This is a genomic window from Endozoicomonas sp., assembly GCF_965196975.1.
Classification (GTDB): domain Bacteria; phylum Pseudomonadota; class Gammaproteobacteria; order Pseudomonadales; family Endozoicomonadaceae; genus Endozoicomonas.
This window is the reverse complement of the sequence record NZ_OZ239981.1, coordinates 5,142,480-5,159,681: the sequence shown is the minus strand read 5'-3', so window position 1 is coordinate 5,159,681 and position 17,202 is coordinate 5,142,480. Positions and strand designations below refer to the sequence as shown.

The 17,202-nt window shown below is 46.4% G+C and carries 15 protein-coding genes; 9 read left to right on the top strand and 6 right to left on the bottom strand.

All coding sequences use genetic code 11. The features are described from left to right. Nucleotides 1–69 precede the first annotated feature (69 nt). Nucleotides 70–1,158 (bottom strand): TonB-dependent receptor domain-containing protein, encoded by a 1,089-nt coding sequence (locus tag ACOCLE_RS23000; protein WP_419534411.1) that lies wholly within the window; start codon nucleotides 1,156–1,158, stop codon nucleotides 70–72. A 74-nt stretch (nucleotides 1,159–1,232) separates the two neighbouring features. Between ACOCLE_RS23000 and tnpC (ACOCLE_RS22995) the strand changes: the two genes are divergently transcribed. Next, nucleotides 1,233–2,738, top strand: coding sequence for an IS66 family transposase (tnpC, locus tag ACOCLE_RS22995; protein ID WP_419532963.1), 1,506 nt, complete (start codon nucleotides 1,233–1,235; stop codon nucleotides 2,736–2,738). Nucleotides 2,739–3,185: 447 nt separating this feature from the next. Here the strand turns inward: tnpC (ACOCLE_RS22995) and ACOCLE_RS22990 are convergent, their stop codons facing one another. Continuing rightward, nucleotides 3,186–5,267: a TonB-dependent hemoglobin/transferrin/lactoferrin family receptor gene (locus tag ACOCLE_RS22990; RefSeq protein WP_419534410.1), complete on the bottom strand. Its 2,082-nt coding sequence runs from the start codon at nucleotides 5,265–5,267 to the stop codon at nucleotides 3,186–3,188. Between the two features lie 481 nt (nucleotides 5,268–5,748). Continuing rightward, entirely contained in the window at nucleotides 5,749–6,087 is a 339-nt protein-coding gene (locus ACOCLE_RS22985; RefSeq protein WP_419534409.1) for a thiol-disulfide oxidoreductase DCC family protein, read from the bottom strand. 300 nt (nucleotides 6,088–6,387) lie between these two features. Between ACOCLE_RS22985 and ACOCLE_RS22980 the strand changes: the two genes are divergently transcribed. From ACOCLE_RS22980 to ACOCLE_RS22950, 7 genes are all read left to right on the top strand, one after another. Next, complete coding sequence (locus ACOCLE_RS22980) at nucleotides 6,388–7,086, top strand: energy transducer TonB (RefSeq protein WP_419534408.1); 699 nt, start codon at nucleotides 6,388–6,390, stop codon at nucleotides 7,084–7,086. A 45-nt stretch (nucleotides 7,087–7,131) separates the two neighbouring features. Then, on the top strand, nucleotides 7,132–7,890 hold the full coding sequence (locus tag ACOCLE_RS22975) for a MotA/TolQ/ExbB proton channel family protein (protein ID WP_419534407.1): 759 nt from the start codon (nucleotides 7,132–7,134) through the stop codon (nucleotides 7,888–7,890). Then, nucleotides 7,887–8,327, top strand: a complete 441-nt coding sequence (locus tag ACOCLE_RS22970) for an ExbD/TolR family protein (RefSeq protein ID WP_419534406.1) — start codon at nucleotides 7,887–7,889, stop codon at nucleotides 8,325–8,327. Before ACOCLE_RS22975 ends, ACOCLE_RS22970 begins: the two co-directional genes overlap by 4 nt. Then, on the top strand, nucleotides 8,324–9,241 hold the full coding sequence (locus ACOCLE_RS22965; RefSeq protein WP_419534405.1) for a heme/hemin ABC transporter substrate-binding protein: 918 nt from the start codon (nucleotides 8,324–8,326) through the stop codon (nucleotides 9,239–9,241). Before ACOCLE_RS22970 ends, ACOCLE_RS22965 begins: the two co-directional genes overlap by 4 nt. Further along, a complete protein-coding gene (locus tag ACOCLE_RS22960) occupies nucleotides 9,231–10,277 on the top strand; it encodes a FecCD family ABC transporter permease (protein WP_066014104.1) in 1,047 nt (348 codons plus the stop codon). Before ACOCLE_RS22965 ends, ACOCLE_RS22960 begins: the two co-directional genes overlap by 11 nt. Before the next feature lies 1 nt (nucleotide 10,278). Beyond that, nucleotides 10,279–11,067, top strand: a complete 789-nt coding sequence (locus ACOCLE_RS22955; protein ID WP_419534404.1) for a heme ABC transporter ATP-binding protein — start codon at nucleotides 10,279–10,281, stop codon at nucleotides 11,065–11,067. A gap of 182 nt (nucleotides 11,068–11,249) precedes the next feature. After that, entirely contained in the window at nucleotides 11,250–12,140 is an 891-nt protein-coding gene (locus ACOCLE_RS22950) for an IS982 family transposase (protein ID WP_419533099.1), read from the top strand. A gap of 273 nt (nucleotides 12,141–12,413) precedes the next feature. Here ACOCLE_RS22950 and ACOCLE_RS22945 read toward each other — a convergent pair whose 3' ends face one another. Both ACOCLE_RS22945 and ACOCLE_RS22940 read right to left on the bottom strand, forming a co-directional pair. Further along, on the bottom strand, nucleotides 12,414–13,943 hold the full coding sequence (locus ACOCLE_RS22945) for an AAA family ATPase (protein WP_419534403.1): 1,530 nt from the start codon (nucleotides 13,941–13,943) through the stop codon (nucleotides 12,414–12,416). A gap of 369 nt (nucleotides 13,944–14,312) precedes the next feature. Beyond that, nucleotides 14,313–14,900, bottom strand: a complete 588-nt coding sequence (locus tag ACOCLE_RS22940; RefSeq protein WP_419534402.1) for a hypothetical protein — start codon at nucleotides 14,898–14,900, stop codon at nucleotides 14,313–14,315. 105 nt (nucleotides 14,901–15,005) lie between these two features. On the opposite strand from ACOCLE_RS22940, the gene tnpC (ACOCLE_RS22935) reads away from it, so the two are divergent. Then, nucleotides 15,006–16,511: an IS66 family transposase gene (gene tnpC, locus ACOCLE_RS22935; protein WP_419532963.1), complete on the top strand. Its 1,506-nt coding sequence runs from the start codon at nucleotides 15,006–15,008 to the stop codon at nucleotides 16,509–16,511. Here the strand turns inward: tnpC (ACOCLE_RS22935) and ACOCLE_RS22930 are convergent. Continuing rightward, the gene (locus ACOCLE_RS22930) at nucleotides 16,478–17,200 is read right to left on the bottom strand and encodes a hypothetical protein (protein WP_419534401.1); all 723 of its coding nucleotides are present in this window, start codon (nucleotides 17,198–17,200) and stop codon (nucleotides 16,478–16,480) included. The two genes, tnpC (ACOCLE_RS22935) and ACOCLE_RS22930, sit on opposite strands and share 34 nt — an antisense overlap. Between the last annotated feature and the right edge of the window lie 2 nt (nucleotides 17,201–17,202).

Sequence of the window (17,202 nt, the reverse complement as noted above, 5' to 3'; positions counted from 1 at the left end):
TAAAAAACCCCACTCGAAGGTGGGGTTTTTTAATGTCTGCCTCAGAGAATAAGGCCGAACATAATGGGTTTAGAAGTCATAACTCAGGCTAACACCCCAATTACGACCAGGCTGAGTTCTACGATCAATGCCCTGATCATCTGCTGGAATACCGGTTACATCCTGGTATAGCCAGTACTTCTTATCAAAGGCATTGAACAGTCCACCACGAACCATCATGTTTTCCATTGGCTCATAGTACGCTGTCATATCTACGACGGTGTAGCTAGGCGCATCCATATTGTCTTTATTTTCTTCAGACCAGTCGCCACCGGTTTTGCCGGCTACATGAGTAACATCCAGAGCACCACCCCACTTTTCACTGGGTGCATCATAACCAAGGCCGACAATCGTTGTCAGAGGTGCTACGGTGTCCAGGCTGCCCCCCGTATCCTTATTCTTACCATTTGCATAGGCAATAGAAAGACGAGAGTACATACCCACCGGTGCATTGAATGCTTCATCCAGATAAAGCATACCGGTAAACTCTGCACCATAGATTTCAGCATTGCCTACGTTGACTTTGGTTACCTTACCATCAGGGTATGCTGGGTCGCTGGTATCTGTTCGTTCTTCAATAAAGTTGGTGTAGTCATTGTAGTATCCGGCCAGTTCAAGGCTACCGAACTGGTTTTCTGCACGAATACCCAACTCATAAGAGTTGCTCTCTTCCGCTTTCAAATCTGGGTTAGGCACCAATTCGTAACTGCCTCCTGTATATGAGTAGTACAGGTCCTGTAACGTTGGCGCCTTGAAGCCCTGACTGAACTGGGCATAAGTACTGAAACCCGGAGTCCAGTGATAAACACCACCCAGCTTTGCAGTCACTGCATCATTCTTGCTCTCGGCGTAATCGCTATCACCGCCAGGCTTAGCCTTGAACGCGTCGTAACGCAATCCACCCGTAATCACAAGTGCGTCATCCATCAGGAACAGCTGGTCCTGTGCATAGATACCCCACTTTGTGGAATCCGCTTCTGGTATTTCTGGTGTCTTTGGCGTCGTCTCACCGCTATCCAGATCAGTGTCGGTGTAATTCAGAGAGAAACTGTCTTTAGAGCCTGATACACCATACGTCAGTTGATGCATTGAAGAACCAAAGATGTAACTATTCAGCACCCTTCATATAAATCTGGAATTTTCTGATTTTTCGACCATCATCTTATACTCAATTTTTCTAACAAATCTCCAGTATGGAACCAGACTTCCCAGCTACTCCGTTTACCGAAGCTCTCCTTAAAGAGAATGAAGAGCTTCGGACCGAGAATGCGCTTTTACGGGAACGTTGCAGCGAACTGGAAGAAAGGGTTAATAAAAACAGTCAAAACAGTAGTAAGCCACCATCGTCAGATGGTTATCAAAAGCCCAGTAAAAAAGGGAGTGATAAAGGTGATACATCTTCCAAAGAAGCCCCCTGCTCCTCACAGGAAACACCGAACCCCAAAAGCCTTAGACCATCTTCAGGCAATAAACCAGGTGGCCAGAAAGGTCATCAAGGCTCTTGTTTGAGACGTGTCGCCTTACCCGATTATGTCAGGCATCTGAAGGTTGAAAAATGTTGCTGTTGCCAGTCTTCGCTTATCGATATTAAACCCACCAAATACATTGAGCGACAGGTTTTTGATCCAGGTAGACCCGGAGAATTTGAAGTTACCGCGTACTGGGCAGACGTTAAAGTATGTCCTTGTGGTAAACGGAACACCGCTGAGTTTCCCCAAGGAGTGAAAGCCGCTGCTCAATACGGAGAAGTGACTCAGGCAATGGCTGTTCATTTAAACCAGTATCACTTCATCCCATATCACCGGGTGTCTGAGTATTTCAATACTATTTATTGCATGAGTGTCAGCGCAGGCTCTGTTGCCAATTTTGTTGCCTATACCCATGAGAACCTGGCCTCTACTGAGCAGAGTATCCGCGATGCTTTACAAGAAAGTCCGGTTGCAGGAGCGGATGAAACTGGCATGCGGGTTGACGGTTCACTGTGGTGGTTACACATTATGCGAGATGACCAATGGACGCTTTACTACCTCTCAGAAAGGCGAGGTTGTGAAGCAATGGATGCAATGGGCATCCTGCTGACTTTTGCAGGCATTCTGGTTCACGATCATTGGAAGTCCTACTTTGCCTATGCGGCAGTGCATGTGCTTTGTAATGCCCATCATCTGAGAGAGCTTCAGGGAGTTGTCGATAGGGATGCGAATAAGCTGGCTCTGCGGCTGATGAAATTGCTTACGCTCTCCTGGCACTTCTGCAAGAAATACAAAGCAGCCGGTCTGACTCAAATGCCTGGTGCAATACAGCTTCGCATTGAGACGATATACGACCAAATCCTTCAAAGGGCTCTCACGAAGGAAACCGCTTATATGGAAAAACAACGACAGGTGCTTGGACGTAAGAAGGTCAGGAATACCAAGGCCTACAACCTGTTCAAAAGGCTTATTGAGTTTAAGGTTGAAACGTTGCGCTTCATGTCGGACTTTTCAATTCCCTTCGATAACAATGGCAGTGAACGTGATGCCAGGATGGCCAAACTTAAGCAGAAGATCTCAGGCTGCTTCAGAAGCGAAGACGGAGGTACCATGTTTACCCGAATCCGAAGCTATTTATCATCTGCTAAAAAGCAGGGGTTGAACATATTTCAGGCGCTTCTTAAAGCGGTTCGAAATTACAACAATACGCCTTTGCTGGGTGCTGAATAGTTACGCTTTTTCTTTTCCGGGGAGGGCTGTTTCAGCCAGAACAGGAGCGGTTTGAGCAAGAGAAACTGTGGCCGTCATCACAGCCAGCGCCAGCGTATTTTTTGAAAACTTCATTAATTTCAATCTGTACCAGTGTGGGCTTTGACAGCCACCAATATTGCTATTATGACAGCCGACAATGACCGTCTACTTTTTCTGATCCTCATGCCAAAAATAAGCAATGAGAATAAACAATGTCGGCATAATAATTATAAAAACTATCAAATGCAAATCATTATCATTTAGTTTGATATTGGCGCAGACCTGCCTGGCATCCCTTCCAGGCCGGCTGGTAATCAGACGAATAGCATATTAAGACTGTCTTTTTATAGGCGTTCCTCCCTGTTTATTTTTCTCTTTTCCAGCAAAAACACTTAAGCGAATTCGACACATTTGTCATGGCAGAGGTTAGAACATGTATCGAAGGTTCAGGCGATAGCTGCGACCGGGCTGATACAGTTCCTGCCAGGCAACACGATAGTATTTATCTGCAGCGTTTTTAATCGTGAAATCAGCTTTCAGTCCTTTCAGGCTTCCAGAAGCCGGCTCATAACTCGCATAAAGATCCACCAGATCATAGCCTTCATACTGGCTAACGGTATTATCTGGATCGACCCTATTCTGATCATTCACATGCGTATATCGTGTCCCTACTTTTACATCGCCCTGGAAAGCCAGGTAGGCCAGATCAGCTACGATCTTATCCGCTGGAATATTATCCAGTGCCAGACCTGTACTTTTGTCCTTGCCACGGGTCTGGCCATAAGAAAGTCCGGCTTCAACATTTTGGATACGATACTTTCCTGCTATTTCAAAACCTTTAAGTTCAGCATCTTCAACATTGATCCACGTTGTCTTACTGTCGATCAATTGTCCAAACACCAGCTGAGGATCATAGGTAATTTGATTGATAAAATTGTTTACATCATTTTGGAAAAGGCTGGCATTCAGCTTAAGTTCATCGCCCCCGAGGATTTCATTAAACTCCATACGGGCAGATAGTTCTTTATTCTTTGCTTCTTCTGGCTTCAAATCCGGGTTTGGAACAAATTCATTTTTGAAGAATGGCCCCATGGAAAAGTGTGTACCTGTTGAAAACATCTCTTCCATGCCTGGTGCACGAAATGCTTCATTATAACTTGCGGTCAGAGTAAGCCATTCATTCGCAGACCAGATAACCCCCACAGAAGGAGACAATGCCTGATCGGTTTGTTTCTTGTTCGTTACATCCGAATTTGACCGATTGTCTTCTGAAGAAAAATGGTCATAACGAACGCCAGCCTGCAGTGTCCAGTCCCTGGCAATCGGCATACTTCCCTGAATAAAACTTCCCATGGTCGTAGACTGCCCATCCAGGCCTTCAGGTCTGGAGTCTGAAGCACCGCCTGTGGTATCACGAACGGTCGTAATCTTGTTCTGGTAAGCATCCAACCCATAAACCAACTCAATAGTGTTAACCATGGAAAGGTTAGTTAGAGCCAGCCCATTCGTTTTATAACGCGTATCGTCTTTCTGACCTTGAGAAATACGATCTTCTTTATAACGAGTGTCGTTGTAAAACAGCTGCAACTTACCATCAATTAATTCACTTTCAGGGTCAAACAACCAGGCAGCGGACAGGTTTGAGCTTTTCGAGTCTCTTTCCACCAGTGGCGAAGAGGTACCTTCATTTGCAGCAGGGTTACTCGGAACCAACCCGTTATACAGTAAGTGCTGGGCTTTAAATTCAAGCCGACTATCGTTGTTTACATCCCAACCCAGTTTAGCCATACCTCCCTGCTCTCTGGATCCGGAGTTTTCTAAATCCTGGCCATTACCCAGCTCATAGTTTTCACCATCGTTGTAGTAACCATTGAGCAACCAGTCAACATCTCCCTGTATTCCATACACTGCACCACTGGTCAATGAACGACTGTTATTGCTGTGGTAACCCTGAGAAACATAGCCACCCAGAGTTTTACCGTCTTCCAAAAGGTCCTGAGCATCCTTTGTGTTCTGAACAACAACACCCCCAATAGCACCGGACCCCCACAGGCTGCTTGATGGGCCTTTAACAACTTCAACCGATTTCAGTAATTCAGGGTCAGTAAAATACGTTCCGCGGTGACCATTAGAGAAATTCTGCCTCGCCCCATCAACCACCTGAAGAACACGAGTACCGCCAAGGCCACGAATATTGATTCCCTGAGCACTGCCCCTTGGGCCACCAGTCACTGATACATTGGGTAGATACTCCATTAATTCCGGCACTGATGAAGCCTGTTGCTGTTCAATTTCTGCCTGATCAATCACTTCAATACTCTGGACGACATCAGAATGATCTTTTTCCGCCCTGGTTGCAGTGACTGTCACCTGCTTCAATAAAACGGGTTTTGATTGAGCTTTATTTTCCTTCTCTGCCACTTCTTCAGCAAAAGCGACCTGAGTAGAAGCAAGAGAAACCGTAGCGGCCATCACCGCCAGAGCCAGCGTGTTTTTCGGGAACATCATTGTTTTTCTGTACCAGTGTTAGTGTTATCAGCAAGCGGGAAATACCAATTAAATTTTCTAAACCCGTTGTGAGCATGGTGATCCGGGTAGAAAGGCAAGGCAAAGTGACGAGTCATAGCCGAAGCTATGGCAAGGAGCTTTAACGTAGCATTTCTGCCCGGATCAACAGCGCAATAGGGATTTAGAAAATGCAATTGGTATAACAACCCTGTCTGTTTTTTTATTTTTACGCTTCGGTAATGAGGGTTCCGAAGCAGTAGTGGGCGCCATCATATTGCCTATTTATATTTAATGCAAATCATTATCATTTAGCTTTGTATAAATATTTACACAATGAAAGGAAAACGACGGCAAAAAAGATTAAGGGTTCAGGGAGTTAGGCTATCGTTTGTTCATCAGGGGGAGTGGGTTCACAGGCGCTATAGTTCAGAGATTTAGAAGTTTGATAGCCAGCATTGATTTTTTACACGACGAATAATTTTTATTTTTTACACTCATTTTTACCCAGAATCGGCCCTAAGCGGCGAGATAGACCGTGACGGTTTTTCGCAAACAATGAATAGCCAAAGTCGGCAATACAGGCGACACCCGGCCAGCGCAGAGGAGCAACAAAACAGCCCATACCGACGGCTTCCCAGGCAGCCAGCGTGGCATCAACACCTTTAACTACACGACCATCGGCCAATTTCGCATGAATAAACCGATCCAGCTCTACTACGTCAAATTCCGGATATTTTTCCTGAAAACCATCCTGTCTGATATCAATCAGCTTTAGGAGTCCTTTTCTGTTCTTTTTGGACAGGTGATCAATTTCACGCATGCACAGAGGACACTCCCCATCGTAGAACAACGTAACTGGCAGTGAGATTTCTTTTCTTTTTAGTACCATAACTGTGACCACCGAAATTGAATGATTTCTTAGATGTTTAAGGGTCTTAAATAGACATTTTTTTGGCATTTTTACGGCCCAGATAGTGCTCTAGATCAAATAATCAACGGATATTACTAATTAGCACAAATAATGCGAATTATTATCATTTAGGTTATTGAACACATTTTATGCTTCGAGTAACCTACGCTCCTGTTATTAGGTCGATTAACACTATTACTGTTCCTGGTCATGCCTAAAAAAGCCTTATTCACATTGCTGATCTCCATTGCGACCCACGTGGCCGTCGTGGTTGCGCTGGATCACCAGGAATCTGAGCCCAGAACCATCCACATGGGTTCTATCCAGGCACCGGTTTCCCTGAGTTTTTCTACCGTCAGTCAACCTAAACCACCGATCGAAGAGCCGGTTGTTAAAGAAGAACCCAAGCCTGAGCCTGAACCAAAGGTCGTTCAGAAGCCGATAGAGAAGGCCAAGCCTGTTCTTAAAAAGAAAGAACCCAAACCTGAGCCTGTAAAGAAAAAACCAAAAAAAGCGGTTGAAAAGCCCAAGCCGATTGAGAAGAAACAACCTGAAGTGACTGAGCCTGCAGAGCCAGTAATGGAGAAAACCGTTACGGAAAAGAGCCAGTCTCCAGGTCTGAGCAATGAACCCGTGATGGTGACTGAGCCAGAAATCCGTGACTGGGTTGAGCCTCGTTATCCAAAACTGGCTCAGCGGAGAAATCAGCAGGGCGTGGTTATGCTGGATGTGATTGTTGATGAACGTGGTTTTCCGCTCACCATCGACATTCTTGAGTCGTCCGGTTACCCCGTTCTGGATAAGGCAGCCATTGATGCCGTTAAGCGCTGGTCATTCAAACCAGAGCAACGTAATAGCCAATTTGTGAAATCCCGGGTGCATATCCCCGTCGCATTTGAAATCAGTTGATTCAGCTAACCATTTATAGACGTCAGATACTTAGCAGGTAACGCCATGTTGACAGAACATCTTGCATCACTGGGGATCATGGCCTGGCCATTACTGATCACCTCTTGCCTTGGACTGGCCATGATTCTTGAGCGGCTGGTGACCTATGCCCTGCTGCCTTCAATGAATCGCAAGGGACTGACAGAGCTGTTTAATGAAGTCCGTCAATGCTGTGGCTGCGAAAAGCACGCTGAAAGCAAGAGCAACCTGTGCCAGAACCTCTGCAAAGGCAAAGGCATTCGTCAGGGTGTCGCAGTCCTGCTCAGTCACAACACCTGTGAAAAGTCGGTGCGTGAAGAAGTTGCCGGTCTTTGGCTGCTCAAACAGAAGCGCAGCCTGAATGCCTGGCTGAAGCCGCTGATGCTGATTGGTGTGCTTGCCCCAATGCTGGGTCTGCTGGGTACCGTATTGGGCATGATCGATATGTTCCGTGATATTGCTGCCGCTGCCGGTCCAGTGACTCCAGACATTCTGGCCGCTGGCCTCTGGCAGGCGATGTTCACAACCGCATTCGGTCTGATTATTGCGATTCCAGCCCTGGCCGCTGCACACGGCTTTGGTGTCTGGGCCAACCATTATCTTTCTAAGCTGGAGTTTGCACTGAATCACACCAACCTGCTTCTGGAAGGTCTGACCATGGACGACGATGGTTTAGCAACCACACCTTCAGCATCTACGGTTAAAGGTTTTACGGTAAAAAAGGATAGTGCCAGCTCACAAACTGGCCACCCTGAAATCATCGATGCCGGAGCGGTAGCGGCATGATTCGCATCAACGATATTGATGAAACCAGTGCATCACTCTCCATGGCGGATCTGACGCCGCTGTTGGATGTAGTGTTTATCGTCATGGTGTTTCTGCTGTTCACAGCCAATGTACAGACACTGAGCCTGCCGGTGGAACTGCCTCAGGCGACCCAGCAGGAAGTCCCGTTAACCACGGCGCCAAAGACACTGACCGTCAGTATTCTGGAACAAGGCGAGCCCTGGGCTATTGGCGAACAGAAGTTCGATCAGTGGGAAGTATTTGCTACGTCGCTACTGAAAAAGGTCAAAGAAGCTCCCGACACCACAGTACTGATTGCCGGTGATAAAGATGCCCCTCTGGGCAACCTGGTTAAGCTGATGATGTTTTTGAGCCAGCACAAGATTGAGGCTGCGCAAGTGTTGATGGAACAAGAAAATGGAAAAGGCGACTCATGAAGAAAACGTTTAAACCACTGTTTCTATCCACCGTTATGGCTGTTTCTGCAGCCATGGGCGCCAACACTGCACTAGCTCATAATTCACACGACAATCAGCGTATTGTTTCTGCCGGTAACGGAGTTACCGAGATTATCTACGCACTGGGTGCTGGCGATCAGGTAATCGCCGTTGACCAGACCAGCACCTGGCCAACGCAAGTCAACCAGCTGCCAAGACTCGGCTATCATAAACAGCTGTCTGCTGAGGGAATTCTGGCGCTTGAGCCCACCATGCTGATTGGTACGGAAGACATGGGACCACCTTCAACCCTGGCTCAACTGGAAAGCGCTGGTGTTGAGGTAGAAGCCCTGCCCCTGAAGCATACCGCTGAAAGTATTGAAAACCAGATCAAGTCTCTGGCAAGCATTCTTGGTAAAGAGCAACAGGGCAATGCATTGTGGGAGGACATTGAAGACTCTCTGGACGAAGCCAAAGCGCTGGCCGCTTCTTATGAGAAGAAGTATGAGAAGAAAGTACCGGTTCTTTTTGTGTTGGCCATGGGCGGACGCTCTCCAACCATCGCAGGCACGGGGACTGCGGCTAATGCCATGATTGGTCTGGCCGGTGGATACAACCCTGCTGCAGAGCAGTTCAAAGGGTATAAGGCGCTTTCCAATGAAGCCATGCTGTTGCTGGCACCCGAGGTGATCATTTTCCCAGGGTCCACCAGTAACCCGAATATGACTCCGGAAACACTGCTGGAGCAGATGCCTATCCTGAAGCAGACGCCTGCGGGTAAAAGCGGCCGGGTGGTTGCCATTGATGGTAATATGCTACTGGGCGGTCTCGGCCCAAGAACAGGAGACGTTGCATTGTCTCTGGCAAAATCTTTTTACTTAGACCAAGGTAATCCATCCTCCAATGAGTCGTAACCATCAGGGGGCACTGCTGTTAACCGGACTGGCAATCCTGCTGCCAGTCGTGGTGATTGTGTCCATTGGAGTTGGCGCTGTTCCAATTCCCGCAGGCGATATTCTGACCATACTGCTTGACCGGCTCGGTTTATCTGACAGCGCCATCAGCAGCCAGTCAGCTCTGATTATTGAGTCAATTCGTTTACCCAGAACCCTGCTGGGCCTTATTGTCGGTGGTTCGCTGGCCGTGGCTGGTGCCTCCATGCAGGGCTTGTTCAGGAACCCGCTGGCTGACCCCAGTATCATTGGTGTGTCCACGGGAGCGGCCCTGGGAGCAGGCATTGCTATCGTTCTTGGTGGCCTGCTGTTTGCTGGTGCATCGTCCCTGATTCAAAGCTACAGCGTATCCATTCTTGCCTTTGCAGGTGGAGTATTGTCCACATGGCTGGTGTATAAAGTGGGCACCACTAACAATGGTACTTCTGTTGCCACCATGCTGCTGGCCGGTGTCGCTATCAACGCCCTGGCCGGTGCTGGTATGGGCATGCTGAACTACATCGCTGATGACACCATGCTCCGCAACCTGACCTTCTGGCAAATGGGCAGCCTTGGTGGTGCTACCTGGGATCTGGTCATCATCTGTGCCACGTTATTAGTCCCCGTTATCCTGATCCTGGGTCGTTATGGCCTGGTACTAAACGCGCTGCTGCTGGGTGAGTCTGAAGCCCGTCATCTGGGCATTGACGTACAGAAGGTCAAACTGAAACTGATCTTCCTGACCGCTCTGGCTGTGGGTGTATCCGTTTCCGTCAGTGGTGTTATTGGCTTTGTAGGGTTGGTGGTTCCGCACCTGATCCGATTAGCCGTTGGCCCCGATCATCGTATTCTTCTGCCAGCCTCAGCCATGCTGGGCGGTATTCTGTTACTGGCAGCGGATATGATTTCCCGCACCATTGTCGCCCCTGCAGAACTTCCCATTGGTATTGTCACTGCCTTGATGGGTGCCCCTTTCTTCCTGTCACTGTTGTGGCAGCAGCGTAAAAGGATTGCCTGATATGGAAAGAGCAGTAGTAAATACTCTGGAAGTTCAGGGAGTCTCGGTTCAGATCGAAGGCAGGAGCCTGCTTCAGGACATTAACCTGACCCTGAAGCCCGGTGAAGTGGTTTCTGTACTTGGTCCGAACGGTGCCGGTAAAAGTACGTTGATGAAAGTCATCAGCGGCGAGAGAAAACCATCCAGTGGCGATGTACTGCTTAATGGCCGGAATGACTGGCCATTGAATCATCAAGCGTTAATGCTCGGTGTTTTGCCACAGTCGTCCTCATTGAGTTTTCCCTTTACCGTGGAAGAAGTGGTGCTGCTTGGCCGAATTCCCTGCGCCAGTCATCATGATGAAAATCTTATGATTACCCGGGAAGCCCTTAAGAAAGTTGATGGCTTACACCTTAAGGATCGTCATTACACCACCCTGTCCGGTGGTGAGCGCCAGCGTGTTCATATGGCACGGGTTCTGGCACAGATCTGGGATGAAAGCCCTCATGGTCAGCGTTATCTGTTACTTGATGAACCTACGTCGGCGCTGGATCCAGCCCATCAGCAGCTGACCCTTAAAATGGCCCGGCAGGAAGCGGATCAGGGTATTGGCGTTATGGTCATCATGCATGACCTGAATCTGGCAGCACGATATTCTGACCGGATTGTGATCCTGAAGAATGGAAAGATGGCAGCGGAAGGAACACCTCATCAGGTTCTGACACCAAAAACCATTGGGCAGGTGTTTGATATTGAGGTCAGTGTATCGGATCATCCTGCCTATCACTGCCCGCTGGTAGTCAATCATTGATAAAAATAGCGGTATTTCAGAATACAAAAAAAGGTTTGGATCAAAAAACCAAACCTTTTTTTTAAAGATTATAATGTGTTCAAATAATAACGCCATGTGCGACTTTTAGGTTTGCATAAGGAGACATGACTGATCCTGCTTTCTGCTATTAAAAGCAGTAGAAAGCAAAGAAGGTTTCAGTCATGCCCGTTGAAGAGTTTATCACTACAGTCTACTGCTTGATCGACGATTTGGTAAAAGAGCTTTTTCCTGTACCACTGCGACTTCGAGGGTTTCCACCAAAGCTCACTGATAGTGAAGCGATCACCATGGAAGTTGTCGGTGAATGGCTTGGGCATCATAAGGACACTGAGATTTGGAAGTATTTTACCCGACACTGGCGACACCTGTTTCCTGACATTCCTTCACGCTCGGCATTTGTCAAACAGGCCGCCAACTTATGGCATGTGAAACAACGACTGCAAATTCGTATAGTCCAGATGATGCATGCAGATAATGCAGATATCCATTTAATCGATGGTTTTCCGATTGATGTTGTCGTCAGAACCCGTGCACCACAGAGCCGTATCTTTAAAGCTGAGGCTGGTTATGGTTACTGCGCTTCCAAGGACAAGAAGTTCTATGGCTTTCAGGGGCATTTGCTGGTTGAAGCACGAGGGATTCCTGTGGGTTTTACTCTGACCGCAGCGAACGTAGATGAGCGTGATGCAGCCTATGACATGCTCGAGACCATTTCTGGCCTCTTGCTTGGCGATAAGGGCTATATAAGGCCTGAGTTTAAAGCTGATTGTCAGGAATTAGGTATTGATCTTCAGACGCCACTGAGAAAAAACATGCAAGATGAACGTCCGAAGTCGTTTGTAAAGCTGGTATTACGGGTACGACGGAGAATAGAAACAGTGATAGGTCAATTGACAGAGCGCTTTGAAATAGAAAAGTGCCATTGTCGAGATAGATGGCATATGACATCACGTATCGCTCGGAAGTTACTGGCACATAATATTGGTTCTTATCTGAATATAATTGCTGGTCGTCCTGCAATACAGTTTGAGAACCTTATTTCCGAAGATTAAAAAACGGAAAGCAAATAATTGCGTGATTTTGAAGATACAACTTGGACTTACCATCATGCTAGCCCGGATATTTCATAAACGTGCTCCCGTTCTCGCTTGTCCTTTGCCGCCCTAAGGGAGTTTTGCTCGGTCGACCGTACTCCCCGGTACGGCACTCCCTCACAAAATCCCTTAGGGCGACAAAGTCCTGCCCGAGATTCGGGGCAGTTTATGAAATATCCGGGCTAGTAATTTGAGATAGTTTCAGACAAAGTCGCACATCGCGTAATAATACTAAGCTCCCACAGGCCGAAGAACTCGTCCACCTGTTGGTTTAATATTAAAGAGTCCAGACCCTTGTACAAATTTTTCAAAGACCTTTGATACGTGCTTTTCAAGAGAACGCAACCCGGGGTCTGTATCTGTTTCAATAAATGCAAAGATCTCATCATAGCCTTGCTTAGGAAGGGAAAAGTCAGCAAAGTGCTTCCCAGCAGATCGAAACCGCCTTTCCTTGTTAGGAATCATGATATTGCTCACAATATCCCACTTGGCTGCTTTATCAAACCCTTCAAATACAACCTTATCAAGCCTGGAAGCCATAGCTTGAAGCTCATAGTCATCTCTACTTAATTCGTGAATATCCTGATTACCCGCCAAAATAATAGTGTCCGGAAGTCGAATGTCTGTTTTCAAATAAGGATTATGGAAAGAACGATTTGCTGGATTAAGAAGCTTTAACATGAATGAAAGTACATCCTTGGTTTTTTCATTGCCAGAGATAAATAAGCGATCAAATTCATCAATCAACAGGATTTGATTATGATGGTTGAGATCAAGACTTGAATCAGTACGAGCAATAATTGCGTCCAAGAGACGTCCAGCTTTGGCCTCAGCACTTTCGAAGGGAGCGCCGATAATGTCCTCTATTGTGGCACCATCCAAAGTGACAACGGCAAGGTTGGTACCCATCGCCTCAGCCAGCTTCTGCGCCGCATAAGTTTTCCCAGTGCCAGGGACACCTTGGAAGTAAACAGGGTAATGGCTATCTGCAATAGCAGAGTCTGTCTGCTGATAAATTAATTCCGCTTGAGCAAAGAGTTTCAATCTTTCAGAAAGATTTTTGGGATAATTTCGCAAGTATTTATCGATTTTACCTTCATCATAGCCCAGCTCTTTTGAATAAAATGGTAGCCTTAACGCTTTATCCAAACTTTTCTGTAGTCTGTACAAAGCATCACTACTGGGGCTTCTCCAAAAGCCATAGAAAAGCTCGTCCTCTATGTACGACTGAGTCCTTTTATCCAGCAGCCATTTCTTTGCACCGTAGGCCAGTATGAGATTCTCTTCCGGGAGCTCTGGGGGGAATGCCACATAATACCCATGGCTAATTATAGCGATCGTAGGAATTATAGAAAAAATAGCAAAAATTGACCCTAGAGAAAATTTAAAAGCCCCAATATCGGCTCGTGGAATATTTAACCGAAGTATCCAATTTGGCAGTTGCTTATATGCATAACCTCCCGCCGCGGCGACTACCGCCATATAGGCTACGAAAGGCAGTGCATCCCATAGTGGATACTCTCGCAGAATCCACCTATACTGCCGCTCAGCTTCTGCAAGCCCTTCCTTAACCTGCTGCTCAATAGTGCCTCCTGTCGTGATGGGTTGAATTCTGTTAAAAAAATGATGCTTCGCCATGTATTGACGAAGATAACTGATGTGTATTTTCGTTGGTGACCCGGCGACTTCATCAGCTTGGGTGACTGGTAAGAAGGCGAGATAGGTTATCAGGAATACACCTAATAATTTCAGGAACTTCATTCTTAAAACCTTATCAATTTAATTTCTTGTCTTTAAAAGACCATGGTTTTCAAACAACATTCGCCATTAGAAATTCATACCACGAAACACCTTTGTCTGTTTATTTGATCAGTAAAAAACCTTTAATCATAGTTTAAAAATTTAAAATTAATATTTAACAAAAAAATTATCTTCTAACCATTAGAAATAACTGAAGTAATTTCTTTACCAAAATAAAAATATATAATTTGAAAAATATATTCAGACTACCAATCGGGCAAATATAATAAGCCACCAGTTTTTCGACGTTAACTGACAGTGAATACTACGTTTGTTCAGGCTGAACCAAACTCAGGCCAGAGAGGGTGCTCTCTCAATTTGATAACTGACTCATAGGTTAGCTTCAACCTTTCCAGTCATGAACTCAGACCAAAGTTGTTCCCAGCGCCCCTTACTCTGGATCAGTGCTCTTGTTGTCAAAAGCACTTCCGCTCCTGTTGCTTTCCACCTCATTCCAGAACCACATAATCGTTGCTTTACCAGAGTCTTACAAGCCGCTTCAGTAACTCCTGAACCTATTGGCCAATGGCGTTTAAGCGCCTGATGATAATTCATTAACTGGTGATTGTTTGTAAAATAGCTCACAGCTTTGTAGCGCTTCTCTGTCAGTGCGATTGTCTTTTTCGGGAGCTCGGCTGATTCAATTTCCTGAAGGATTTTTTTGGCTGCTCCACGCTTGTTTTTCAAACTATGTAGCCTGTCTTCAAGCCACTGGTGTCGCTTCGCCTTACTGGTTGGAAACAGTGCTTCCGCTGCTCCAGCTAAATATTCAGATGCATGATAAAAATCGAGTATCTGCCCAGAGGTATGTTGTTTCAAATAACTCCAGTTTTCTCTAGCCCCGTCAGCTACCCCGATGTATGTGGCATTTGGGTAGAGTCGTTTTAGATCTGCAATCTCCTCGTCGAGCTTGCTCATAAAGCTTTGTTTACCAGTAACTATTCAGCACCCTTCATATAAATCTGGAATTTTCTGATTTTTCGACCATCATCTTATACTCAATTTTTCTAACAAATCTCCAGTATGGAACCAGACTTCCCAGCTACTCCGTTTACCGAAGCTCTCCTTAAAGAGAATGAAGAGCTTCGGACCGAGAATGCGCTTTTACGGGAACGTTGCAGCGAACTGGAAGAAAGGGTTAATAAAAACAGTCAAAACAGTAGTAAGCCACCATCGTCAGATGGTTATCAAAAGCCCAGTAAAAAAGGGAGTGATAAAGGTGATACATCTTCCAAAGAAGCCCCCTGCTCCTCACAGGAAACACCGAACCCCAAAAGCCTTAGACCATCTTCAGGCAATAAACCAGGTGGCCAGAAAGGTCATCAAGGCTCTTGTTTGAGACGTGTCGCCTTACCCGATTATGTCAGGCATCTGAAGGTTGAAAAATGTTGCTGTTGCCAGTCTTCGCTTATCGATATTAAACCCACCAAATACATTGAGCGACAGGTTTTTGATCCAGGTAGACCCGGAGAATTTGAAGTTACCGCGTACTGGGCAGACGTTAAAGTATGTCCTTGTGGTAAACGGAACACCGCTGAGTTTCCCCAAGGAGTGAAAGCCGCTGCTCAATACGGAGAAGTGACTCAGGCAATGGCTGTTCATTTAAACCAGTATCACTTCATCCCATATCACCGGGTGTCTGAGTATTTCAATACTATTTATTGCATGAGTGTCAGCGCAGGCTCTGTTGCCAATTTTGTTGCCTATACCCATGAGAACCTGGCCTCTACTGAGCAGAGTATCCGCGATGCTTTACAAGAAAGTCCGGTTGCAGGAGCGGATGAAACTGGCATGCGGGTTGACGGTTCACTGTGGTGGTTACACATTATGCGAGATGACCAATGGACGCTTTACTACCTCTCAGAAAGGCGAGGTTGTGAAGCAATGGATGCAATGGGCATCCTGCTGACTTTTGCAGGCATTCTGGTTCACGATCATTGGAAGTCCTACTTTGCCTATGCGGCAGTGCATGTGCTTTGTAATGCCCATCATCTGAGAGAGCTTCAGGGAGTTGTCGATAGGGATGCGAATAAGCTGGCTCTGCGGCTGATGAAATTGCTTACGCTCTCCTGGCACTTCTGCAAGAAATACAAAGCAGCCGGTCTGACTCAAATGCCTGGTGCAATACAGCTTCGCATTGAGACGATATACGACCAAATCCTTCAAAGGGCTCTCACGAAGGAAACCGCTTATATGGAAAAACAACGACAGGTGCTTGGACGTAAGAAGGTCAGGAATACCAAGGCCTACAACCTGTTCAAAAGGCTTATTGAGTTTAAGGTTGAAACGTTGCGCTTCATGTCGGACTTTTCAATTCCCTTCGATAACAATGGCAGTGAACGTGATGCCAGGATGGCCAAACTTAAGCAGAAGATCTCAGGCTGCTTCAGAAGCGAAGACGGAGGTACCATGTTTACCCGAATCCGAAGCTATTTATCATCTGCTAAAAAGCAGGGGTTGAACATATTTCAGGCGCTTCTTAAAGCGGTTCGAAATTACAACAATACGCCTTTGCTGGGTGCTGAATAGTTACGTTTACCATACTCTGGCGAACTGGCTGTATATATCGTGTGGAGCCTGTCTCCATCTGCAGAATATAGGCTCAATGTCCCACACATGGCTTCCCTCCAGCCTTCTTCACAAAGCAGCATGCAGGTTCCATCCAGACCAATGGCTATTGTTTCAACAGGCTCTTTTAGTGGAGGAAGGTGGTAGTGAGTGTCTTGCTGGTCTTCAATTAATGCACCTACTCTGTCCGATAAATGCTTGATATAAGAATTTGAAAGCGTCCTTTGATGGTTGGTCTCAAAATCTTCTTTTACCGCAGGCGCTGGCATCTGGCTGTATTTCCAGGCGATAGACTTGGCAAATTTGGGGGTAGCTGAACCAATAATACCGGCACGAAGATCAAGTGCTGCCAGAGTACTGCCACCTCTGACACCCTGATATACGGAGCGCTCCAAAGGTATACGACCGTATAAGGTTTCATAGTGCTTAAGAACCTTTCCTTTGTAGTTCCACTTCTGCTGATTAACGACGATAGGTTCTTTATTGGGTGATTCAAATAGCCCCAATAACTCTTTTGTTCCAAGCTGCCCGGCTTCATTGAGTGCACGCTGTAGACTATCTTCAAGATTCAGCATGTTGCCTGAATCTATAGAAACTTCAATTTGCAAAACGATGCTTTTGGTAGAGCTGGAAATAACAGAAGCGGGCATGA